Annotated in this window: 20 protein-coding genes, 1 tRNA gene and 1 pseudogene; 8 read left to right on the plus strand and 14 right to left on the minus strand. The window is 69.1% G+C overall.

Features of this window, described 5'->3' with window-relative positions; all coding sequences use genetic code 11:
* Positions 1 to 2: 2 nt before the first annotated feature.
* The 5 genes from fdhE to ACO057_RS00840 form a co-directional block, all read right to left on the minus strand.
* Positions 3 to 923, minus strand: coding sequence for a formate dehydrogenase accessory protein FdhE (gene fdhE / locus ACO057_RS00820; RefSeq protein WP_421988450.1), 921 nt, complete (start codon positions 921 to 923; stop codon positions 3 to 5).
* Positions 924 to 964: 41 nt separating this feature from the next.
* Entirely contained in the window at positions 965 to 1,660 is a 696-nt protein-coding gene (locus tag ACO057_RS00825; protein WP_421988451.1) for a formate dehydrogenase subunit gamma, read from the minus strand.
* Positions 1,657 to 2,655 carry a formate dehydrogenase subunit beta gene (fdxH, locus tag ACO057_RS00830; protein WP_421988452.1) on the minus strand — a complete coding sequence of 333 codons (999 nt, stop codon included), beginning with the start codon at positions 2,653 to 2,655 and terminating at the stop codon, positions 1,657 to 1,659. Before fdxH ends, ACO057_RS00825 begins: the two co-directional genes overlap by 4 nt.
* Positions 2,652 to 5,744 carry a formate dehydrogenase-N subunit alpha gene (fdnG, locus tag ACO057_RS00835; protein WP_421988453.1) on the minus strand — a complete coding sequence of 1,031 codons (3,093 nt, stop codon included), beginning with the start codon at positions 5,742 to 5,744 and terminating at the stop codon, positions 2,652 to 2,654. The genes fdxH and fdnG overlap by 4 nt, the downstream gene beginning before the upstream one ends.
* Positions 5,745 to 5,925: 181 nt before the next feature.
* Complete coding sequence (locus ACO057_RS00840) at positions 5,926 to 6,645, minus strand: M48 family metallopeptidase (RefSeq protein ID WP_421988454.1); 720 nt, start codon at positions 6,643 to 6,645, stop codon at positions 5,926 to 5,928.
* A gap of 107 nt (positions 6,646 to 6,752) precedes the next feature.
* Between ACO057_RS00840 and ACO057_RS00845 the strand changes: the two genes are divergently transcribed.
* Positions 6,753 to 7,628, plus strand: a complete 876-nt coding sequence (locus tag ACO057_RS00845) for a DMT family transporter (protein WP_421988455.1) — start codon at positions 6,753 to 6,755, stop codon at positions 7,626 to 7,628.
* A 59-nt stretch (positions 7,629 to 7,687) separates the two neighbouring features.
* Positions 7,688 to 8,182, plus strand: a complete 495-nt coding sequence (locus ACO057_RS00850) for a VOC family protein (protein WP_421988456.1) — start codon at positions 7,688 to 7,690, stop codon at positions 8,180 to 8,182.
* A gap of 5 nt (positions 8,183 to 8,187) precedes the next feature.
* Here ACO057_RS00850 and ACO057_RS00855 read toward each other — a convergent pair whose 3' ends face one another.
* The 3 genes from ACO057_RS00855 to ACO057_RS00865 are packed head-to-tail and all read right to left on the minus strand — an operon-like array spanning position 8,188 to position 11,549.
* Positions 8,188 to 9,123 carry a tripartite tricarboxylate transporter substrate binding protein gene (locus ACO057_RS00855; RefSeq protein WP_421988457.1) on the minus strand — a complete coding sequence of 312 codons (936 nt, stop codon included), beginning with the start codon at positions 9,121 to 9,123 and terminating at the stop codon, positions 8,188 to 8,190.
* Positions 9,124 to 9,153: 30 nt separating this feature from the next.
* A complete protein-coding gene (locus ACO057_RS00860; protein ID WP_421988458.1) occupies positions 9,154 to 10,443 on the minus strand; it encodes an adenylosuccinate synthase in 1,290 nt (429 codons plus the stop codon).
* Complete coding sequence (locus ACO057_RS00865) at positions 10,443 to 11,549, minus strand: ATP phosphoribosyltransferase regulatory subunit (protein WP_421988459.1); 1,107 nt, start codon at positions 11,547 to 11,549, stop codon at positions 10,443 to 10,445. The genes ACO057_RS00860 and ACO057_RS00865 overlap by 1 nt, the downstream gene beginning before the upstream one ends.
* A 117-nt stretch (positions 11,550 to 11,666) precedes the next feature.
* Here ACO057_RS00865 and ACO057_RS00870 point away from each other — a divergent pair, with 117 nt between their 5' ends.
* Positions 11,667 to 12,188: a hypothetical protein gene (locus tag ACO057_RS00870; protein ID WP_421988460.1), complete on the plus strand. Its 522-nt coding sequence runs from the start codon at positions 11,667 to 11,669 to the stop codon at positions 12,186 to 12,188.
* Positions 12,189 to 12,197: 9 nt separating this feature from the next.
* On the opposite strand, the gene ACO057_RS00875 is transcribed toward ACO057_RS00870, so the two are convergent.
* The 3 genes from ACO057_RS00875 to ACO057_RS00885 all read right to left on the minus strand — a co-directional run bounded on the left by ACO057_RS00875 (position 12,198) and on the right by ACO057_RS00885 (position 14,084).
* A complete protein-coding gene (locus tag ACO057_RS00875; RefSeq protein ID WP_421988461.1) occupies positions 12,198 to 12,746 on the minus strand; it encodes a carboxymuconolactone decarboxylase family protein in 549 nt (182 codons plus the stop codon).
* 61 nt (positions 12,747 to 12,807) lie between these two features.
* Entirely contained in the window at positions 12,808 to 13,482 is a 675-nt protein-coding gene (locus ACO057_RS00880) for an NrsF family protein (protein ID WP_421988462.1), read from the minus strand.
* Positions 13,479 to 14,084, minus strand: coding sequence for a sigma-70 family RNA polymerase sigma factor (locus tag ACO057_RS00885; protein ID WP_421988463.1), 606 nt, complete (start codon positions 14,082 to 14,084; stop codon positions 13,479 to 13,481). The genes ACO057_RS00880 and ACO057_RS00885 overlap by 4 nt, the downstream gene beginning before the upstream one ends.
* A 247-nt stretch (positions 14,085 to 14,331) precedes the next feature.
* Here ACO057_RS00885 and ACO057_RS00890 point away from each other — a divergent pair.
* From ACO057_RS00890 to ACO057_RS00910, 5 genes are all read left to right on the plus strand, one after another.
* Positions 14,332 to 14,422 (plus strand) — tRNA-Ser (locus ACO057_RS00890).
* A gap of 749 nt (positions 14,423 to 15,171) precedes the next feature.
* On the plus strand, positions 15,172 to 15,522 hold the full coding sequence (locus ACO057_RS00895) for a DUF6968 family protein (RefSeq protein WP_421988464.1): 351 nt from the start codon (positions 15,172 to 15,174) through the stop codon (positions 15,520 to 15,522).
* A 356-nt stretch (positions 15,523 to 15,878) separates the two neighbouring features.
* Positions 15,879 to 17,162, plus strand: a complete 1,284-nt coding sequence (locus ACO057_RS00900) for a DEAD/DEAH box helicase (protein ID WP_421988465.1) — start codon at positions 15,879 to 15,881, stop codon at positions 17,160 to 17,162.
* A 161-nt stretch (positions 17,163 to 17,323) separates the two neighbouring features.
* Positions 17,324 to 17,758 (plus strand): hypothetical protein, encoded by a 435-nt coding sequence (locus ACO057_RS00905; protein WP_421988466.1) that lies wholly within the window; start codon positions 17,324 to 17,326, stop codon positions 17,756 to 17,758.
* Positions 17,759 to 17,874: 116 nt separating this feature from the next.
* Positions 17,875 to 18,276: a carboxymuconolactone decarboxylase family protein gene (locus tag ACO057_RS00910; RefSeq protein ID WP_421988467.1), complete on the plus strand. Its 402-nt coding sequence runs from the start codon at positions 17,875 to 17,877 to the stop codon at positions 18,274 to 18,276.
* A gap of 7 nt (positions 18,277 to 18,283) precedes the next feature.
* Here the strand turns inward: ACO057_RS00910 and ACO057_RS00915 are convergent.
* The 3 genes and pseudogenes from ACO057_RS00915 to ACO057_RS00925 all read right to left on the minus strand — a co-directional run.
* Positions 18,284 to 18,988 (minus strand): annotated as a pseudogene (locus ACO057_RS00915) (tripartite tricarboxylate transporter substrate binding protein); the annotation flags it as partial.
* 296 nt (positions 18,989 to 19,284) lie between these two features.
* The gene (locus ACO057_RS00920; protein WP_421988468.1) at positions 19,285 to 20,229 is read right to left on the minus strand and encodes a 2-hydroxyacid dehydrogenase; all 945 of its coding nucleotides are present in this window, start codon (positions 20,227 to 20,229) and stop codon (positions 19,285 to 19,287) included.
* A 2-nt stretch (positions 20,230 to 20,231) separates the two neighbouring features.
* A complete protein-coding gene (locus ACO057_RS00925) occupies positions 20,232 to 20,894 on the minus strand; it encodes an RraA family protein (protein WP_421988469.1) in 663 nt (220 codons plus the stop codon).
* Between the last annotated feature and the right edge of the window lie 5 nt (positions 20,895 to 20,899).

Below are 20,899 nucleotides of genomic sequence, written 5' to 3' on the forward strand. Positions count from 1 at the left end.
GGTCAGTAGCCGATCAGGAAGGGATCGAAGCCCGCGCGCCGATACTCCGTCTGCTGCATCAGCAGGTCGAGGCCGAGGCTGCCCACGTCGTCGGCGATGCATTCCAGCGAGGGATTGCGGTTCTGGTAGAGGACCTTCACCCAGCTGCGGCAGCTGTCGCAGGTCTCGGCCTTGATGACCGCATTCTCCTCGCCCTCGGCCGATTTATAGCCGATGCCCTTAGTGGAGCCGCAGGCCAGGCATTTGATGCGGACCTCGTTCCACTGCGTCGCGCAGAAGGCGCAGCAGGCATAGCGCGAATTCTCGGTGCCGAGCCGCCCCGAGACGATGGAGCCGGCTGGCGGCCCGCCGCAGACGGGGCAAAGCCCGACCTGGACCGCGACCAGGCGCTCGGCCTCCAGCGTCGCGGCCAGGCGCGAGGCATGGACCTGCACCGCGGCCGAGAGGAACAGGTGCTGCGGCAGCGCGTCGAAGGGAAAAGCGTCGGCGAGAACATTGCCGATCATCTCGTCGAGGCCTTCGGGCGACGCGACGCGCAGCGCGACCAGGCCCTCGACGGCCGCTGGCGGCATGTCCAGCGCCGACACGGCTTCGAGGAAGCGCGCGATGGTGTCGCGTAGCTCGGGCGCCTTCTCCAGCAGCTTGCGGTCGAGCGGCGGCATGGCGCCGGCCCGCGCGCGCTCCACCTGCTCGGGCGGGAGGGGCGCGGGCGGCGGCAGGCTCGCGGACAGCTCCGCCTGGACCGTGCAAAGCCCCGAAAGGAAGCGCAGATAGGGCGCGAGTTCGCCGCTCTCCGCGAGTTCCGCGAAACGGGCGGCGCGCTGCGTGAACGCCGCCGCCGGATCGGGCAGGATCGCGAAGGGTGGCTTGACGATGCGCCCGATCATCGAGGGATCGGGCTGGAGATCGGACATACCGGACATGAAACCTCTGTGGGCCGAACCGGCCACAAACTGAAACCCGGCTACTCCGCCGGGTCCACCTTACGGCGAAGCGCGAGCTGCCGCAGCCATTTCCGGTGATGGCGCCAGGCCCAGCCGCCCGTGACCGTGCCCCGCGTCATCGCCCGCAGCGTGCCGCGTGTCCAAATGGCGGCGTAGACGTGCAGGATGAAGATGCAGATGATCAGCACGGCCGCGATGGCATGCACCAGCACCGCGACGCGGCGAACCGTGATCGGCGAGTATCCGGCGAAATACTGATCCCAGATCAGGATGCCGCTGGCGATCAGCACCAGGATCAGCCCGGTCATGCCCCAGAAGATGAACTTCTGGCCCGCATTGTATTTGCCGAGCTCGGGCAGACGCTCCTCGTGGCCGCCGACGACGTCCTTGATCCGCTTCACCCAGACCCAATCCGTCCGCTCCGGCAGGTTCGCCTTCCACAGCTGGAAGAAGAAGATGAAGAAGCTGAAAAACAGCACCACGCCGATCCAGGGGTGGAAGTTGCGCGTGTTTTGTCCCCCGCCGAAGAGGCCGGTCAGGAAGAAGAGCTCCGGCGTGAACAAGGCGAGGCCCGAGAGCAGCAGCAGGATCAGGCACGCCGCCGTGACCCAATGGTTGAGCCGCTGCAACGGCCCGTAGCGGTTCACCGTGACCGGCGGGCCGGGATGGACGGCATCGCCAGGCTGGGCACTGCCATCAGGCGTGGTCGTGCTCATCCGATCCGCTCCTCGGGTGCCGGCGGAGGAACCGGCCGGCCCTCGACCAGCTTCTCGGCATTCTCCTCGTCCTCGCGGGCGACGCGATTCGCCCGGCCGAAGATGCCGTGCACGATGCTGCCCACCGCCGCGAAGCCCATGACGGCCAGGCCGACATACTTCGTCATGCCCTTCCACGTCTCGACGAGCGGCGAGATGCGCGGGTTGTCCGGCAGGTCCGAGTAGATGTGCGGCTTGTCGGCATGGTGCAGCACGTACATCACATGCGTGCCGCCCACGCCCGGCGGATCGTAGAGTCCGGCATTGGCGAAGCCGCGGGACTTCAGGTCGGTGATGCGGTCCGCCGCGTGCTTCTTCATGTCCTCCTTGGTGCCGAAGACGATCGCCTGGGTCGGGCAGGCCTTGGCGCAGGCCGGGCCCTGGCCGACGGCCACGCGATCGGAGCAGAGGGTGCACTTATAGGCGCGGTGATCGGTCTGCGAGATGCGGGGAATGTTGAAGGGGCAGCCCTTCACGCAATAGCCGCAGCCGATGCAGTTCTCGTGGATGAAGTCCACGATGCCGTTGGTGTATTGCACGATCGCGCCGGGCGCCGGGCAGGCCTTGAGGCAGCCCGGATCGGCGCAATGCATGCAGCCATCCTTGCGGATGAGCCATTCGAGATTGTCGGTCTCCGGATTCACCCACTCCGAGAAGCGCATCAGGGTGAACATTTCCTCGGTGAGATCGTGGGGGTTTTCGTAGACCCCCACATTCTCGCCGATGGCCGGGTTCGTGTCGTTCCACTCAATGCAGGCCGACTGGCAGGCCTTGCATCCGATGCACTTGGACACGTCGATCAGCTTCGCGACCGGCGTGAGCTGGCGCGTGGGCGCCGGCACGCTCCGGGTCGCGGATCGGCGCAGCAGATCCTGCTCGCCGAAATTCGCGGCAAGCGCCCGCACGGGCGGGTTGCTCACCGCCGTGCGTGGCTGTTCGGCCATGGTCCCGCTCATGACACAACTCCTGGCGGCGTCGTCGGCTCGATGTTGACGAGGAACGCCTTGAAGCCTGGCGTCTCGATATTGGCGTCACCGACGAAGGGCGTGAGCGTGTTCGCGCTGTGGCCCTTCTTCGCGACGCCCGTGAAGCCCCAGTGGATGGGGATGCCGACCACATGGACCACGCGGCCGCCATCGCATTCCAGCGGCCGGATGCGGCGCGTCACCACGGCCTTGGCCTTCACCGAGCCGCGCTTGGACCAGACCCGCACCCAACCCCCGGCCGTGATGCCGCGCATGGCCGCGAGCTCATAGGAGATCTCCACGAAGAACTCGGGTTGCAGGGCGGCATTCACCCTGTTGTGCTTCGTCCAGTAGTGGAAGTGCTCCGTGAGCCGGTAGGTCGTGGCCGCGAAGGGGAACTCGTCCGAATTGCCGAAGCGCGCGACGTCGCTCTGGAAGATGCGCGCCACGGGATTGCCGCGCATCCTCGGGTTGAGGACGTTGGGCACCGGCGATTCGAAGGGCTCCATATGCGCGGGGAAAGGCCCGTCGCGCATCAGCGTCCCCGGCGCGAAGAGACGCGCCGAGCCTTCCGCGGTCATGATGAAGGGCATGACCTGATCGGGACGCGCGGTCGGCGCGATGTCCGGGACGTCGTAGCCCGTCCATTTCGCACCGTCCCATTCCAGCAGCTTGCGCGACGGATCCCACGGCTTGCCCTGCAGGTCGGCCGAGGCACGGTTGTAGAGCGTGCGCCGGTTGAGCGGCCAGGCGAAGGTCCAGTTGAGATAGGCGCCCGTCCCGTCGGGATCTTCGGTCCCGCGGCGGGCCATGTTGTTGCCCGCCTCGTTGAAGCAGCCCGAATAGATCCAGCAGCCGCACATGGTGGAGCCGTCGTCGCGCAGCTGGGAGAAGTTCACCACCTGCTTGCCGGCCGGCACCAGCACCTTGGTCGGATCGGCCGGGTCCATGAGGTCGACGAGCGCGCGCCCGTTGATCTCCTTCGCCAGTTCCTCGGCCTCGGGCTCGTTGGGGTCGTGATAGTCCCAGGACAGGTTGAGGATCGCGTCCGGGAAGGCGCCCCCTTCCTTGCGGTAGAGCTCGCGCATGCGCAGGAAGATCTGCGACATGATCCAGATGTCCTTCCTGGCCTCGCCGGGCGGGGTCGCCGCCGGCCAGAACCATTGCAGCCACCGGCCCGAATTTGTGAGCGAGCCCTCATCTTCCGCGAAGCAGGAGGTGGGAAGCTGGATCACCTCGGTCTGGATATTCGCCGGGTTCACGTTGTTGAACTCGCCGTGGTTCTCCCAGAAGCGGGCGGTCTCCGTCTCGAGCGGGTCCATCGTGACGAGGAATTTGAGCTTCGAGAGCGAGGCCGTGCACTTGCCGCGATCGGGGAAGGCCAGCAGCGGGTTGAAGCCCTGGCAGATATAGCCGTTGACCCGCCCCTGCCCCATCAGCTCGAACATGCGCAGGATGTCGTAGGACGGCACGTCGAGCTTGGGGATGTAGTCGTAGCACCAGTCGTTCTCACGCTGGGCCTTGTCGCCCCACATGGCCTTCTGGAAGCTCACCATGAACTTCGGATAGTTCTGCCAGTAGCTGGTCTGCCCGGGACGCAGCGGCTTGAACTGCTTCGTCCGCATATAGGTCGCGTAGTCGACCTCCGATTCCACGGGCATGTTCAGATAGCCCGTGAGCAGGTGCGACATCAGGCCGAGATCGGTGAGGCCCTGGATGTTGGAATGCCCGCGCAGCGCGTTCATGCCGCCGCCGCGCACGCCGATATTGCCCAGGATGAGCTGGAGCATCGCCATGGTGCGGATGTTCTGCGAGCCGTGCGAATGCTGCGTCCAGCCGAGCGCGTACATCGACGTCATGGTCTTCGTCGGCGACGAGCATTCGGAGATCATCTGGGCCACGCGCAGGAACTTCTCCTGGGGCGTGCCGCAGATGCGCTGCACCATCTCGGGCGTATAGATCGCGACGTGCTGCTTCAGCAGGTTCCAGACGCAGCGCGGGTGCTGCAGCGTCGGGTCCACTTCCGCGAAGCCGTCCTCGCCCATGACATAGGTCCAGCTCGAACGGTCGTATTCGCGCTTCTCCTCGTCATAGCCCGAGAAGAGGCCGTCCGCGTAGCTGAAGCCTTCCTTGATGATGAAGGACGCGTTGGTGAAGGCCTTGGCGTACTCCCACTGCACGCGGTCGTTCTGGATGCAGTAGTTGATCACCCCCAGCAGGAAGGCGATGTCCGTGCCCTGGCGGATGGGCGCGTAGAAATCCGCGACCGACGCCGTGCGGGTGAAGCGCGGATCGACGACGATGAGCTTCGCGCCGCGGTGGGCTTTCGCCTCCGTGACCCATTTGAAGCCGCAAGGGTGCGCTTCCGCCGCATTGCCGCCCATGACGACGACGAGATCGGTGTTGCGAATGTCGGTCCAGGAGTTGGTCATCGCTCCACGGCCAAATGTCGGGCCCAAACTGGACACCGTGGGGCCGTGTCAGACGCGCGCCTGGTTATCGAATCCTACAATGCCGAGCGTCTTGGCGACCTTGAAGGTCGTCCAGGCCGTCTCGTTGGTGGTGGCCGAGGCCGCGAGCATGCCGGTGGTGGTCCAGCGGTTCACCGTGGTCCCGGCCTGGTTGCGGGCGATGAAGTTCGCGTCGCGATCGTCCTTCATCAGGCGCGCGATGCGGTCCAGCGCCACGTCCCAGCTGATCCGCTCGAAGCGGTCCGAACCGGGGCGGCGGAGCATCGGGTAGCTGAGGCGCGTCTCGGACTTCACGAAGTCCTTCAGCGCCGCACCCTTGGGGCAGAGCGTGCCGAGGTTCGTGGGGTGATCCGCGTCGCCTTCGACATGCAGCAGCTCGGCGCGCTCGCCCTTACGGACGTCGCCGCGCGAATACAGGATCACGCCGCAGGCGACCGAGCAGTAAGTACAGGTGTTGCGCGTCTCGGTGGTGTTCACGAGCTTGAAGGACCGGACGTTGGAGGCGACGGCCGCCTCCGCTTCGCCAAAGCCCATCGCCGAAACCGATGTCGCCGCAACACCCACGCCAGCGACCTTCAGCAGGCCACGACGTGAGAGTTCCATGTTCATTTCACCCTCCCATCCAGGAGATTAAGCACCGAGGAAAGACATTCGCGCCGAAGCGAGTCAAGGACAAACGATAAGCCGTCCGCCGCGCGATATCTCGGATTTTATAACGCTTTTCCAAACGTTTCGTTGCCGCGTCGCAGCATCTTATCGGGGACGGCCAAGGTGGCGGCGTCTCCCGCCCTCAGCCCACCCTTTGCAAGGCAGGTCCATGCCGACGCAACCACTCGGTGGCCGCATGGCGATGGGGCGTGCGGGCTTCCACATGCGCCCAGAAGCGGGCCGAATGATTCATCTCGCGCAGATGCGCGACCTCATGCGCGACCACGTAGTCGAGCACCCAGCCCGGCGCGAGGACGAGGCGCCACGAGAAGGCCAGCGTGCGGTCCGGCGCGCAGCTGCCCCACCGGCTGCGCGTGTCCTTCAGGCGGATGGCGCGCGGCGCCACGCCCAGCGCCTCGGCATGGGGTTTCGCCGCGAGGCCGATCCGCCGCAACGCTTCCGCCCGGAGAAAATCCCTCACGCGGCGGGCGACGAAGGCGGGATCGCCGGTCACGACGATCGCGCCCTCCTCCAGGAAGGCCGCACCGCGCCGCGTGGGGTCGTGCCGGATCACATGGTCCGTCCCGCCGACGGGCACCGACGCGCCGGCCTCGAAGGGGCGCTCGGGCGCGAGCGCGGCCAGGCGCTGCATCACCCAGCCCGCATGCTCCGACAGCAGCGCCAGGCCGTGGCGGCGGGCGACGCGGTTGGGCAGCGTCACCACCACCGCGCCTTCCAGCGGGTCGATGCGCAGCGAGACGCGCCGCGCCCGGGCCGAGCGCTTCCAGACCACCTGGCATGGCTCGGGCGGCAGGAGCGGGTCGCGCCTGAGCTCGATGGTCTCGGAATCGGGGAGCAGCATTCCCCAACATGTCGGATTGCCGCCTCCGGGTTCAAGCCGCCCCGGATTTAACCCCCCTGACTCCAGCCCGGTTGACAGCGCGGGCCTGTCCGGCCCGACTGCCGGCAATGAACATCGCCCGGACCCTGCCGAGTCTCCTGGTCCTGGGCGGCATCTGGGGCCTCACCCCCTCCCTCGCGAAAACGGCCATGGCCGCGGGCGTCCCCGGCCTGGGCTTCGGCTTCTGGGCGGCGCTGGGCTCGGCCACGCTGCTGGGGCTGATCTGCCGGGCGCGAGGGATCGCCATCCCGGTGAGCCGGATCCATCTGCGCTATTATGCGGGCGCGGGCTTCGCCGGTTTCGCCATGGCCAATCTCGTCGCCTATACCTCGCTGAAGCACATCCCGGCCGGCTTCTTCGCGCTGCTCATGCCGCTGGTGCCCATGCTGACGGTGATCGGCGCGGCCCTGCTGGGCCAGGAACGGCTGAACACCCGCAGCGTCCTCGGCACCGCGCTGGGCTTCGCGGGCGTGGCCCTGGCTATGGCGCCGGGGGCCGCCCTGCCCGATCCCGCGCTGATCGGCTGGGCGCTCTTCGCCGCGCTCTGCCCGGCCTGCTACGCGGCCTCGAACCTGATCGGCGTCCAATGGGCGCCGCGCGACACCCAGCCGGTGGCCGCGGCGGCGGGAACCCTCGTCGCCGCCGCGCTCTTCATGGCCGTGCTGGGCGTGGCGATGGGGCAGTTCCACATCCCCGGCGACGCCGAGACCAGGGGCGACGCGCTGATCCCCCTGCAGGCCGTGATGACCGCCGTCGCCTATATGCTCTACTTCCGCCTGCTGGTGACGGCCGGCAGCGTGGTCACCAGCCAGTCGGGCTATATCGTCACCATCATGGGGGTGATCTGGGGCGCGATCATCTTCAGCGAGCGCATGGGCCCGCTCACCTTGCCGGCCGCAGCGCTGGTCTTCGCCGGTCTCTGGCTGGTGACCAACCGCCGCTGATCGCGGTCATTTCCAAAGGTGATTGGCCTTGCAACGGGCCGCGATGGCATGTTTCCGGCATGGACACGAACCTCCCCGCCTACCGAGCCCCGGCCGAGACCCGCATCGGCCATGTCCACCTCAAGGTGGCCGATATCCCCCGCGCTTTGGCCTTCTGGCACGGCCTTCTGGGCCTGGACGTGATGATCCAGGGGCCGAGCGTCGCCTTCCTCTCGGCCGGCGGCTACCACCATCACATCGCGCTCAACACCTGGGAAAGCCTGGGCGGAACGCCGCCGCCCGAGGGGCATACCGGGCTGTTCCACGTCGCAATCCTCTACCCCGACCGCGCCTCGCTGGCCGGCGTGCTGAAGCGCCTGCGCGATGCGGGCGTGGCGCTGGAAGGCGCGTCCGACCACGGGGTGAGCGAGGCGCTCTACTTGCGCGATCCCGACGGCAACGGCGTGGAGCTCTACCGCGACCGCCCCCGCGAGGAATGGCCGGTGGACGAGCAGGGCAAGATGACGATGTACACGCGCCGGCTGGACGTCGGCGCGCTGCTCGCCGAGGCCTGAGCGGCCTATTCGCGCGGCAGGCGGGGGAGGATGGCGCGGATGCCCGCGCGGTCCTCCGCCCAGAAGGTCGCGAACTCCGCCGGGCCCAACAGCGCCTCGGTCTCGCCCATGCGCTGCACGGCGGCCCGGACGACAGGTCCGGCCATGGCGTCCCGGAGCAGCCGCTCCGTCGCCTGGACGGTCTCGGCCGAGGCTCCCGCCGGCAGGAAGATCCCACGCCAGCCCAGGAAGACGAGGTCCGTCCCGGCCTCACGGAAGGTCGGCGTCTCCGGCAGCAGGGGATGCCGTGCTTCGGTGGTGATGGCGATCGGGCGGAAGATCGCCCCGCTGCCCTGGCTGAGCACCTGCGCGGGCGGCACGGGGATCAGATCCACCTGGCCGCTCAGGACGGCGGCGGTTGCGGGTCCGGTGCCCTGGAAAGGCACGTGCAGCAGCTCGATGCCGGCGCTCGCGGCGAAGCGCTCGGCCACGATGTGGGCGAAGCTCATGGCTCCGGGCGTCGCATAGGTGAGGCGGCCGGGCGCCTCGCGCGCCGCCGCGACCACCTGCTGCAGCGTCTGCAAGGGGCCGTCCGGACGGGTCGAGAGTGCGAAAGGCGAGGTCGCGATCCGCATCACCGGCACGAAATCCTCGGCCTTGTAGGCGGTGCGGCCGGCCTCGAGCAGGATGGACATGGGAGAGCCATCGGCCTGCAGCAGCGTGGTCCCATCCGGTGCGGATCGGGCCACGGCAAGCGAGCCCACGGCCCCGGAGGCGCCGGCCCGATTCTCCACGACCGTCGTCCGGCCGTTCGCGGTCATCTGCTCGGCGATGGCACGGGCCAGCAGGTCGGCGCCGCCGCCCGGCGGATAGGGAATGACCAGCCGAACGGCGCGCGATTGCGCCAGCGCCGGCGTGGCCATCATCGGTAGGGCCAGCATGGCCCTGCGCGGCAACGACATTCTTTCCTCCCCGAACCCAGGCCGGGCGAATCAGCCCGCGAAGGGGTCCTTGAGCGCGATGGTGTCGTCGCGATCCGGCGAGGTGCTGAGCATCATCACCGGCGCTTCCACCAGTTCCTCGATGCGGCGCACATACTTCACCGCCTGGGCCGGCAGCTCGGCATAGCTGCGCGCGCCGCGCGTCGAATCCGACCAGCCGTCCATCACCTCGTAGATGGGCTCGGCCTTGGCCTGGGCCTTCATCGCGGCCGGCAGATGCTTCAGCACGGCGCCGTCCACGCGGTAGCCCACGCAGATCTTCAGCTCCTTGAGCCCGTCCAGCACGTCGAGCTTGGTCAGCACCAGCCCGTTCACGCCGCCGATCTTCACGGCCTGGCGCACCATCGCCGCGTCGAACCAGCCGCAGCGGCGCGGACGGCCCGTGACCGTGCCGAACTCGCGGCCACGCTCGCCAAGCTGCCGGCCCGTCTCGTCGAAGAGCTCGCTCGGGAAGGGCCCGGAGCCGACGCGCGTGGCATAGGCCTTGGCGATACCGAGCACGAGGCCGATCGCATCCGGCCCCACGCCCGCGCCCGCCGCCGCATTGCCGGCGACCGTGTTGCTGCTGGTCACATAGGGATAGGTGCCGTGGTCGACGTCGAGCATGACCGCCTGCGCGCCCTCGAAGAGCACGCGCTTGCCGTCCTTGCGGGCCTGGTCCAGCCGCTCCCAGACGGGCTCGGCATAGGGCAGCAGCTTGGGCGCGAGGGCCAGCAGCCCGTCCAGCAGCGCCTGCTTCTCGAATTCCGGCGAGCCGAGGCCGCGCAGCAGCGAGTTGTGGTGCAGCAGCAGCTCGTCGAGCTTGGCGCTCAGCGTCTCCGGCTCGGCGAGGTCGCAGAGACGGATTGCGCGGCGGCCCACCTTGTCCTCATAGGCCGGGCCGATGCCGCGGCCGGTCGTGCCGATCTTGTCCTCGCCGCGGGCGGACTCGCGCGCGCGGTCCAGCGCCGGGTGCAGCGGCAGGATGAGCGGCACGTTGTCGGCCACGCGCAGATTGTGCGGGCCGACGTCCAGCCCCTGCTTGCGCACCTTCTCGATCTCGGAGAGCAGCGCGTCGGGGTCGAGCACGACGCCGTTGCCGATGATGCCCAGCTTGCCGCGCACCACGCCCGAGGGCAGCAGCGACAGCTTGTAGGTCGTGTCGCCCACGACGAGCGTGTGGCCCGCATTATGCCCACCCTGGAAGCGCACGACGATGTCGGCCCGGCTCGCGAGCCAGTCCACCACCTTGCCCTTGCCTTCATCGCCCCATTGGGCGCCGATCACGGCGACATTGGCCATCAGACGGAACCTTTCTTGATCGAGACGGCGCTCTGGCCGTCCCAGGAATGCGTGCAGCGCAAAGCGCCGGCCTGGTCCGTGGCCGAGAGGGCGGCCACGGTGGAATACCCCTGGTCGCGCAGCGCCGCGCCGGCGGCGGCGGGCGTGCCCATGGGCAGGAAGCAGCGCGGACGCGAGGGGGCCGGTGGGGCCGCCCGCAGGACCGCGTCGGGATAGAGGGTCATGCCGGTGGCCGGCTCGTCATTGACCGAGAGGTAGCGCCCGCCACGGGCCAGCTCGCCGACCTGGCCGGGCCCGAAGATCGTGAAGGCGACGCCCACGTGATACTGGAATCCGCGGAACTCCACCGGGTCCAGCGTGATGCGAAGGCCCGGCGCGCGGGCGGCGATGGCCTCGATGACGCTGGCGGCGTTCTCGGCGATGGCGCGGGCGGCCTCGGGCAGATCGGCCTCGCGCAGCACCGCGATGGCCTGGGCCGCCGGTCCCGCCGCCGCGAGGAGGCGGGGCAGCAGGGCCGCAATCGGCCCCGCGCCCTCCGTCAGGGAAGCGACGGCGGCGGCGTCCTTGCGGTCCAGCGCGTGCACCAGCCGGTCGGTCAGCGCGGCGCCGATCCCCGCGGCGTGGAGGAGCGTATGGGCCATGCGCGGCAGGGTGACGTCGAGCGTGATGCCGGTGACGCCGACGCGGGCCAGCGCCTCGGCCGCAACCAAGGCGACCTCGGCATCGGCCTCCGGCGCCGCGCCGCCGATCAGTTCGATGCCGGACTGGGGCAGCTGGCGGGAGGGCGCGAGCTCGGAGCCGCGCACCCGCAGCACCTGGCCGGAATAGCAGAGCCGCAGGGGGCGGGGCTGGAGGCCCAGGCGCGTCGCCGCGATCCGGGCGACCTGGGGGGTGGTGTCGGCGCGCAGGCCCATCATGCGCTGGCTGACGGGGTCCATCAGCCGGAAGGTCTGCTCGGCCACCGCGGCGCCCGATCCGGCCAGAAGGCCTTCCTCGAACTCCAGCAGAGGCGGCTTCACGCGTTCGTAGCCGTAGCGGGCAAAGCCTTCCATCAGCGCTTCGACAAGCGCGGCCTCCTGCTCCGCCTCGGGCGGGAGCAGATCCATGAGCCCGGCCGGAAGGAGGCCAGGCGGCGAGAACGGGTTAGCAGTATCATTCATCCCGTGGGGGTGTGTGACAGCGTGCGTGCTGACGGGCAAGATGCGACGTGACAGAATGACGCCATGAAACGCCGCGCCCTCCTCTCCCTCCCCCTCCTTGCCGCGGCCTGCGCGGAAGATCCCGCCCAGAGTTACATCTGGGGAATCGGCGATCCGGTGCGGGGCGCGGGCCTGAACGCCACCCGGATGCTGGGCGACACCTCCCGCTGGGACGGCGATCCCGCGGGGGCAGCCATCGCGGCGGCGCAACTCGAATTCCTGGCCCGAAGCCTGCGCGACGACCCGATCTGGTCCTTCCGGGTCAATCCGGCCACCATCCAGGAGCTCCAGGCGGCCGTGGCCGAGATGCGCAACGCGCTGGGCATCTCGCTCACGGCGTCCAACGCGGATGTGGAGACCCTGCTGCGCCAGGCCTCGCAGGCCCTGCGCGCGGGCAGCGAGGCGCGGGCCCTGGCCGTGCTGTCCGGGCCCAACTTCACCGTCCCGCCGCAGGAGGTGCTGCGGCGCCTGGGCAGCCTGCCCAGGCTGAGGCGGGTCTCGGCCGCGGCCGGGATGGCGGGGAACGAGATCCTCAGCCGGCGCTAGGCCAAGCTCTCACCCGAAAGGATCGGGCGTGCCCTCCGGCAGCGGCACCCGCGCCACGTTCAGCGTGAGACCGACCGCGACGTAATAGCCGCAGATCCCCAGCAGCTCGGCCGCGCCCTTTTCGCCGAAGAGGGCCTTGGCCTTGTCGAAAGCGGCGTCGCTCACGTCCTTGTCGCGATGCAGCTCGGTGCAGAAGCGGTGGACCGCGGCCTCGTCCTCGGCCATGCCCTGGGGCTCCTGGCCGAGGCGCACCGCCTCGGCGATGGCGGGGGCAAGCCCGCCCTTCAGCGCCAGCGGCAGATGGGCGAACCACTCGTAGCGGGCGTTATAGGCCTTGGCCGTGATGATGATCGCGAGCTCGGAGAGGCGCGCGGGAAAGCTGCTGTCCCAGCGCATGAAGCGGCCGGCGCGCTGCATGGCATCCGCCATCTCCGGGCTGTGCAGCCAGGCCGGGAACGGGCCCTTGATGCCCGAGCGCGCGCCGGAGCCGATATTCTCCCCGACCTCGCGCTGGCGCGGATTCATGGTGGCGGGGGTGAGCTCGGTGAAGCGGGCCATGGCGTTTCCTGTTTGGTGATTGCGGCCACGATGCCGCGCCGCCAGGCAAACGCCAATGCCCTCAGCCGGCTCGCGAGGAATCCCCTCCGCCGGCCCGCAACATCAGATGCGGCCCCACCAGGGCGACCACCGCCGTGACCGTCGTCATGGCGATGCCGTGCCAGACCAGCACCATGATGGTCATGTTCAGCTCGTGCACCAGGGTCAGGCCGATGCTCGCGAAGGCCGCCGCCGACAGGCCGCCGAGCGCCGCCACCGGCACCGGTCGCAGCAGGGCCGCATGGCGGGTCAGCCACATGATCCCCAGCCCCATCGGCAGGCCGAGCCCGATGATGAAGGCGAGGCAGGGCAGGCTCACGCCCAGATCCAGCCCGGCCCAGCCCAGGCGCTCGACGTCCGAGACGCAGCCCATCCCCATCGCCGCGAACCAGGCGGCCACGGCCGGCAGCGGCAGCAGGCCCCAGCGGCGGTCACGATCGGGCAAGGCGAGCTGGAAGGCCGCGAAGCCCGAGAGCAGCGCCACCAGCCCGGCGGTGACGATGTGGAACACGTCCACACGGCCCATGGGATCGTTCAGCAGGTCGTGGCGCATGCCCAGCATCCACAGCGCCAGCAGGATCACGCCGACGCAGAAGCCGCTCCACAGGCCCAGCAGGACCAGCGGCGAGGGCAGCCGGTGCACCGGCCGCAGCCCGCAGGCCAGCCGGCAGACGAGGTCCTCGGTCGGCTCGCTCATGCCTCGCCCCCCAGCTTGCGGCGCAGCGACTGCACGGCGCGGTGGGTCGCGACCTTCAGCGCGCCGATCGACATGCGCGAACGCTCGGCGGCCTCGGCGAGGGAGAGCGCCTCGATCTTGGTGAGCTGCAGGGCCGTGCGCTGCGATTCGGGCAGGCCCTTCAGCGCGCCGCGCAGATCGGCCGAGAGCAGGCGCGCCTCGGCATCGCCATTCACGCCGACATGCTCGGCCGCCTCGAGATCCGCCTCCCGGCCGCGGCGGCGCGCCAGGCCGCGCAGGCGGTCGAGCGCGCGGCGGTCGGCGATGGCGGCGATCCAGGGGCGGAAGGGGCGCGCGGGGTCGTAGGTGTGGCGCACGCGATGGAGGGTGAGGAGCGTGTCCTGCACGGCGTCCTCCACCTCGGCCGGCTCGCGCAGGCGCTGGCGGCAGATGGCGCGCAGGAGGGGAAGGCATTCGCGCAGCAGCGCCTCATAGGCCCGCGAATCGCCGGCCTGGGCGGCCTGCATGAGACCGGCCCAGCGGGCGTCGCGCGCCGTGCGCTCCTCCGCCCCGCTCACGCTGAGGGGAACCAGGCCGGAGAAGGGAAGGCAATTCGGCGACATCGCGAATCCATATTTGCCCCGTCGCGGCGCAGGACGATCGGAGGGCACGCCCCGAGGGGCTGCCTGGATCGACGCGGGCCGGACATCGCTCCCCTTACGTTGTGGCGGGCCGGAAGGTTACCGGCCGCCGAAGGTGCCCGCGATCTTCGCGCCCCGGGCCGGCGGCGTCCAGCGAACCCGTCGCTGCGGAATTTTCGGCCGGGGCGCTTGCCGCGGGCAATGAGTGCCCCTATGGAGACGCCGCGCTGGATAGGTGGCCGAGTGGTCGATGGCGCGCGCCTGGAAAGTGCGTATAGGTCAAAAGCCTATCGTGGGTTCGAATCCCACCCTGTCCGCCATTTATCAGAATTTCGCTCCGCTTCGCCGTTTTTCGCTCCGGTTCGCGCAGCCCCTCGTCCCCAAGCGAAGGTGAGCGAAACCTAGGTAATGGAATTCACTCCGCTCATTGGCTCCATACGGCGATTTTCGTTCATGGCGACGGCCCTCGGCCGCGCCAGCCGGTAGGGTTATTGGTACGAGCGGCCGTCACTTGCCTCTATGCGGAAAGCGTAGGGGGAGGTTTTCGCAGGCGATGCCACTAAGTTCCTGTTTTGTTCTTGATTATTTTCCTATAATGGTGCAGGATGTCTCTTCGGACACGGAGACCTCTCATGGGTGGGCTTTCATCTGCTGCAATTCCAGACCGAATGGGAAATGCGCAACGCCTCTCGACCCTCACCGGAAGACCTCTGCGGGGTAATGACGCAAGCCCAAGCGGCGCATCGATGCCTTCGATCGTCGGGAGCGAAGGCAGCCTCGTGCATGTGCGGAGCTACGTCAGAACCGTAGACGGCAAATCCGTGACCGTCTCAGCCCATACGCGTAGTGATCCCCCAGGAGAGGAGAGGGAAGACGCCGGTAGCTCTATCGCCATCGCTTACCGAAGAAGTGCTGCCTGCGACGCGCAGCTTGTGCGTGATCAGCTGGTCTGCGATGGCTTGAGGCAGTCAGGATCAAGGCGGTCGTGCTGGGCCAGCGCCATGGAACGTTACGCGCAATGTGGTCGCGGTGCTTACATCCCGCCGCTTGTAATCGGGAGATAACTCAGATGCCCAGCATCCCCAATGACGACCTCACCGACGTCATCGCCTCCAGGATCATGGAGGTTGATGGCAAGCCACAATTCCATATCAGGATTGGCCGTCCGAAGCTTGCGCCGGAGGGCAGGTCCTGGTTCTGCGCTTATGAGATTACAGGCCCTCTGACGAACCGAAAGGGGCGATTTGGCGGTGAGGACGCCATGCAGGCGTTGGTAAATGCGCTTTACTGCATTTCGGTTGACGTAGAGATTTGCGCTGAGAACGCGCAGCGGAGGTTGTCCTGGTTGGGCGACACGGAGGATTTTGGGTTCCCCTCACCGCCGATACGCTCCGCGCGTGAGGTCAACGGGCCGAAGTGATCCATCGCCATCTGTCGGGCTGCCCCTGCACAAGGAGCTGCCCGATGGGTGCGCAGAGACCATTGATAACCAGTCTCACCCTTTCCGCCATTTCAGCCAATTTCACCCCTGCAGGATTTTTCATTCCGGCCAGCCCGCGACCGTCATGGGCCGCGCACGGCTCCGGGTTGAGCGATCGTCCGCTCCCGCGTCGCAGACCGGAACGCGGCAACGGCATGCCGGCTCTCCACGGCGATGACTGGCCCAGCCCTCCGCGTTGACGCAGTGCAGCATCGCCCGTAAAGCCCCGCTTTTTCCGAACCCGCGAAGCCTAAGGCGGCACAGCCTGATCGAGCGCCGGAGGCGCCGCTTTAACCATGTCCATGACCTTCGCCGACCTCTCCCTCGCGCCACCCCTCCTGCGCGCCTTGGCCGAGGAAGGTTATTCCACGCCCACCCCGATCCAGGCCCAGTCGATCCCCATGCTGCTGGAGGGCCGCGACCTGCTGGGCATGGCCCAGACCGGCACGGGCAAGACCGCCGCCTTCGCGCTGCCGCTGCTGCATCGCCTCGCCGCGGTTCCCCGCCCGGCGCCCGAGGGCGGCGCCCGCGTCCTGGTCCTGGCGCCCACGCGCGAACTGGTCTCCCAGATCGCCGCCGGCTTCGAGAGCTTCGGACGCCATCTGCAACCGAGCGTGACGACGATCTTCGGCGGCGTCAGCCAGTTCCATCAGGTCAATGCGCTCAAGGCCGGCGTCGACATCATCGTGGCCGCGCCGGGGCGGCTGCTGGACCTGATCGAGCAGGGCCTCTGCGACCTGTCGCAGCTCGAAGCCCTGGTGCTGGATGAGGCGGACCAGATGCTCGACATGGGCTTCGCCAAGCCGATCGAGCGCATCGTCGCGACGCTGCCGAAGGATCGGCACACGCTGCTGTTCTCGGCGACGATGCCGAAATCCATCGCCTCCCTGGCCGAGAGCCTGCTGCGCGACCCCGCAAAGGTCGAGATCGCCCCGCCCTCGACCACCGTCGATCGGATCGAGCAGTCGGTCATGTTCGTCGACGCGGCCGACAAGAAGGCGGCGCTGCTGGCGCTGCTGGGGACGCCGGGGATCGGCCAGGCCGTGGTCTTCACCCTGCAGAAGAACATCGCCAACGACGTCTGCGCCTTCATCACCGAGGCGGGCATCACCGCGGAGGCCCTGCACGGCAACAAGTCCCAGGGCCAGAGGGAGCGCGCGCTGGACGCCTTCCGCGCGGGGACCGTGCAGGTCCTGGTGGCGACGGATATCGCCGCGCGCGGCATCGACGTCGATACCGTCACGCATGTCTTCAACCATGACCTGCCGAGCCTGCCGGAGAGCTATGTCCACCGCATCGGCCGCACCGGCCGCGCGGGACGCAGCGGCTTCGCCATCACGCTCTGCGACGCCGAGCAGCGGGCCTGGCTGCGGGAGGTGGAGCGGGACATCGGGCGCGCCCTGACCGTGCAGGCCGATCACCCGTGGCATTCCGAAGCGGCGCGGAACTCGACCCTGCGCCCGCCCGTGCTGGGCGGCGGGGCGGTCAAGCAGATCAAGCCGCCGCAGGAAAAGCGCGAGCGCAAGATCTGGACCGAGGAAGAGAAGCTCGCCGCGCGGACGGCATCCAAGGCGGCCTGAGGGCACCTCCGATTGGGCTGGCGGGTCACATCGGATCCGTCGCCTTTTCGCGCCGTCTCGTTCCGGTCGCGCCCGAATACCGCGCCATTGGCCCTTGCCCTCCTCTGGCCATCCTTTTTCCTCTAAGCTCCGTTGAAACTTACCGCCCTCTGGAGGCATCGATGCTCAAGCGCCTGTTCGTCCTTCCCGCTCTCTTCCTCGCGACCGCCTGCGCGACCCTTCCCGGCGGCAGCAGCATCGATCCCGCGGCGCGCCGGGCCATGATGGAGGCGCTGCCCAAGCAGGGAAGCTGCCAGCCGGCCCAGCCTGAAGGCACCCGCAACTGCACCATTCGCCTGGGCACCAAGGATGCGCGCATCTCTCAGTACCGGACCCTGACCACGATCCGCTACAACGCCGCCGACACCGCCGAGCCGGCCTTCCTCACGGACATGCGCCGCGTCCTGACCACCGCCAACACGCCCGACATCGACCGCGCCATGACCGTCATTTCCAGCCATGGCCGCTCCGGCGTGATGGCCGATTTCACGAGCGGCTGTTTCCCCGACGCCGCCGCGCCGCAGACCAGCAACTGCTTCGTGATGCTGACCTACTGAGACCGGTAAAGGATCGCGCGGCGGGCCGAGGCCCCCGCGCGGCCCTCATCACGGCCGGGGTGACGCTCCCGCGGTAAGCCTCCATCCTGACGCCCCACAGGACTCGGAGCCGCAGCATGACCGACATCACCGAAGAAGCGATCCAGCAGGGCGTCGCCAGCTTCATGTCGACCTTCGGCCGGCTCCCGCCCAACTTCGCGCTGATGGCAGAGCACGCGCCCGGCGCCTTCGCCGGCTATGGCCTGACGCGATCCTTCGTCATGCGCGACCGGGCGGATGGCGGCGCGCTGGATCTCAAGACGAAAGAGCTGATCTTCGCCCTGCTGGACGTTCTCGCGGGGCAGACCACCGGGGCGCGGAACCACGCCGCCGCCGCGATGAAACTGGGCCTGACCCTGCCCGAGCTGGCGGAGGGCCTGACCCAGGTGATGATGGTGGGCGGCATCACGACCTGGAACGTCTCGGGCGCGGAAGTCCTGCGCCACTGCATCGACATCCAGGCCGCCGGGCAGCCCTGAGAGGGAGTTACCCCTCGGACCAGGGCTGGCGCTGCCACATCTCGCGCAGGCGCTGGTCGGCCTGGGCGAGCCTTTCGCGCCAGGCCGGTCCGTCGAGGTAATCCATCTCGGTGAACTGTACGCGGCACTGCTCGTGGAAGGCCGGGTCGGCGGCGACCTTGGCCGTCGCCTCGCGCAACCGCGCCACCACATCGGCCGGCGTGCCCTTGGCCACCACGATCCCGCGCTCGGAGCTCATGGTCACGTCCAGCCCTGCCTCCTTGAAGGTGGTCACGTCCGGCGCGAAGGGCGAGCGCGTCGCGCCGCCCTGCACGAGCATCCGCACGCCGGACGGCGAGGCCGCCACCTCGCCCACGTTCAGCCCCGAGACCTGCACCTGATTGCCGAGCACCGCCGTCCTCATGGGCCCGGCGCCGGGGAAGGGCACGTGGATCAGCCGCACGCCCGCCGCCGCCTGGAACATGACGAGCGCGAGGTGCTCGTCCGTGCCGACGCCGGTCGAGCCGAAGCTGATCGTCTCCGGCGCCTGCCGCGCGCGGGCGATCAGATCGGCGAAGTCGCGGATCGGGCTGGCGGAGGGCACGCTGAAGGCCGAGGGATCGGAGACCAGGTTCGCCACGTATTCGAAGTCGTCGAGGCCGAACTGCGGCGTCCGCCGCTCGATCGGCAGGCTGACCAGGCCCGGCATGTTGGTGATGCCCAGCATATGTCCGTCCGGCCGCGCCCCGCGCCACGGCGGAGAGTGCGATCTCGCCCGAAGCGCCCGGCCGGTTGTTCACCACGACCGAGCCGCCGAGCTCCTTCTCCAGGAAGCGGGCGAAGGTGCGCGCGGTCACGTCGGTGCCGCCGCCGGCCGAGAAGCCGACGATCAGCTCGATCGGCCGGTCGGGATAGCGGCGGGGCTGCGCCAGTGCGGGGGAAGCGAGGCCGGTGGCGGCCATGGCCATGAGCGCGGAACGGCGAGGGAGGAGAATATTCATGATGCAGTGACCTCGAAGGGGATCAGTGTCAGTGGATGGGTGGGATCGGCGTCAGCATGCGGCCGTCGCGCAGGAAGGCGTGGAGGTTGTCCACGGTCAGCTGCTCCATCGCCTCGCGCGTCTCGATGGTGGCGCTGCCGACATGCGGGGAGATGACCACCTGGTCGTGCCGGCTCAGCGCTGCGGGCGCGCCCGGCTCGCCCTGCAGCACGTCGAGACCCGCCCCGCCGAGCGCGCCGGAGTCCAGCGCCGCGATCAGCGCCTCCTGGTCCACCACCGAGCCGCGCCCGATGTTCACCAGGATGCCGCGCGGACCCAGCGCCGCCAGCACCTCGGCCGAGACCAGGTGGTGCGTCTGCGGCCCGCCGCCGCAGGCGACGACGAGGAAGTCGCTCCACGCCGCCAGCGCCGTCAGCGAGGGTTCGAAGCCATAGGCCACGTCCTTGGGCGAGCGCCCGTTGTAGCGGATCTGCATGTCGAAGCCCTGGCCGCGCCGGGCGATGGCATTGCCGATCCGCCCCAGCCCCAGGATGCCCAGCCGCTTGCCCGAGACGCGCGTGGTGAGCGGGAAACCGCCGAGCGTCGTCCATTCGCCGGCCCGCACGTAGCGGTCCCCGGCGGGGATGCGCCGGGCCGCCGCGATCAGCAGCCCCCAGGCGAGATCGGCCACGCAGTCATCGAGAACGTCGGGCGTGTTCGCCACCGCGATGCCGCGCGCATGCGCCGCCTCCACGTCCAGCGTGTCATGGCCCACGCCCCAGCTGGAGATGGCGCGCAACTGCGGCAAAGCCTCGATCATGGCCGCATCGCAGCCGCGACGAACGCTGGTGGCGAGCAGCCCCACCCGCGCGCCGTTCTGCGCGAGCCAGCCCGCCTCCTGCTCCCAGAGCGCGACGGCGCCGAGCTCCTCGCGCAGCAGCCGGTCGGCCAGCGGGCCGATCGGCGCGAGCTGCAGAACCAGGGAGGCCGTCATGCTCACGCCTTCTCGGGCGGCAGATAGCCGGAGGCGGCGCCGGCGGCGGAGAAGGTCATGCCCGCCTTCATCCGCTCTTCCACGGCCTGGTCGGCGGCCAGCAGCTTTTCCGCGCGCGGCAGCGCGTCCTCCAGCACCTTGCGCGGCACGACGATGATGCCCGTCTCGTCGCCGACGACGAGGTCGTCCTGCTCGACCGTCACGCCGCCGATGATCACCGGCACGCCGATCGGCAGCAGCTTCAGCCGCCCCTTGCCCGTCGTGGGCGCGACATGGCGGCTGGCGAGCCAGAGCCCGACCGCGCGGATCTCGTCCACGTCGCGGCAGGCGCCGTCGATCACCACGCCCTCGACGCCCTGGGTCTTGGCCCCCGTCGCCGCGAGGCCGCCCATGGTGGAGATCGGCTGGCCGCCGACATCCACCATCAGCACACGGCCCGGCAGCGCCGCATCGACCAGACGCCCGACGGCGAATTCCGCCTTCTCGAACTCGTGCAGACGGCCGGGGACCTGCCGCGCGGTGGTGGCGAAGCCGCAGATGCGGCCCGCGCCCGACTGCATCGGAATCCCCTTCACGAGGCCCTCCACATGCAGCTGGTCCAGCGCATCGCACCAGGTGCTGACGGGGATGACGCCGCAGCGCGCGAGAAGTTCGGTGTCGGTCATGCGGA

Source organism: Roseococcus sp., from assembly GCF_965227005.1.
GTDB lineage: Bacteria > Pseudomonadota > Alphaproteobacteria > Acetobacterales > Acetobacteraceae > Roseococcus.

What these genes read in the sequence shown, in the direction of transcription:
- ACO057_RS00910 (WP_421988467.1), top strand. Translation starts at nt 17,875, where the DNA reads ATGACCGACATCACCGAAGAAGCGATCCAGCAGGGCGTCGCCAGCTTC.
- ACO057_RS00920 (WP_421988468.1), bottom strand. Translation starts at nt 20,229, where the DNA reads ATGACGGCCTCCCTGGTTCTGCAGCTCGCGCCGATCGGCCCGCTGGCC.
- ACO057_RS00895 (WP_421988464.1), top strand. Translation starts at nt 15,172, where the DNA reads ATGCCCAGCATCCCCAATGACGACCTCACCGACGTCATCGCCTCCAGG.
- fdxH (WP_421988452.1), bottom strand. Translation starts at nt 2,655, where the DNA reads ATGAGCGGGACCATGGCCGAACAGCCACGCACGGCGGTGAGCAACCCG.
- ACO057_RS00900 (WP_421988465.1), top strand. Translation starts at nt 15,879, where the DNA reads ATGTCCATGACCTTCGCCGACCTCTCCCTCGCGCCACCCCTCCTGCGC.
- ACO057_RS00875 (WP_421988461.1), bottom strand. Translation starts at nt 12,746, where the DNA reads ATGGCCCGCTTCACCGAGCTCACCCCCGCCACCATGAATCCGCGCCAG.
- ACO057_RS00840 (WP_421988454.1), bottom strand. Translation starts at nt 6,645, where the DNA reads ATGCTGCTCCCCGATTCCGAGACCATCGAGCTCAGGCGCGACCCGCTC.
- ACO057_RS00850 (WP_421988456.1), top strand. Translation starts at nt 7,688, where the DNA reads ATGGACACGAACCTCCCCGCCTACCGAGCCCCGGCCGAGACCCGCATC.
- fdhE (WP_421988450.1), bottom strand. Translation starts at nt 923, where the DNA reads ATGTCCGGTATGTCCGATCTCCAGCCCGATCCCTCGATGATCGGGCGC.
- ACO057_RS00845 (WP_421988455.1), top strand. Translation starts at nt 6,753, where the DNA reads ATGAACATCGCCCGGACCCTGCCGAGTCTCCTGGTCCTGGGCGGCATC.
- ACO057_RS00825 (WP_421988451.1), bottom strand. Translation starts at nt 1,660, where the DNA reads ATGAGCACGACCACGCCTGATGGCAGTGCCCAGCCTGGCGATGCCGTC.
- ACO057_RS00865 (WP_421988459.1), bottom strand. Translation starts at nt 11,549, where the DNA reads ATGGATCTGCTCCCGCCCGAGGCGGAGCAGGAGGCCGCGCTTGTCGAA.
- ACO057_RS00880 (WP_421988462.1), bottom strand. Translation starts at nt 13,482, where the DNA reads ATGAGCGAGCCGACCGAGGACCTCGTCTGCCGGCTGGCCTGCGGGCTG.
- ACO057_RS00860 (WP_421988458.1), bottom strand. Translation starts at nt 10,443, where the DNA reads ATGGCCAATGTCGCCGTGATCGGCGCCCAATGGGGCGATGAAGGCAAG.
- ACO057_RS00885 (WP_421988463.1), bottom strand. Translation starts at nt 14,084, where the DNA reads ATGTCGCCGAATTGCCTTCCCTTCTCCGGCCTGGTTCCCCTCAGCGTG.
- ACO057_RS00905 (WP_421988466.1), top strand. Translation starts at nt 17,324, where the DNA reads ATGCTCAAGCGCCTGTTCGTCCTTCCCGCTCTCTTCCTCGCGACCGCC.
- ACO057_RS00925 (WP_421988469.1), bottom strand. Translation starts at nt 20,894, where the DNA reads ATGACCGACACCGAACTTCTCGCGCGCTGCGGCGTCATCCCCGTCAGC.
- ACO057_RS00870 (WP_421988460.1), top strand. Translation starts at nt 11,667, where the DNA reads ATGAAACGCCGCGCCCTCCTCTCCCTCCCCCTCCTTGCCGCGGCCTGC.
- ACO057_RS00855 (WP_421988457.1), bottom strand. Translation starts at nt 9,123, where the DNA reads ATGTCGTTGCCGCGCAGGGCCATGCTGGCCCTACCGATGATGGCCACG.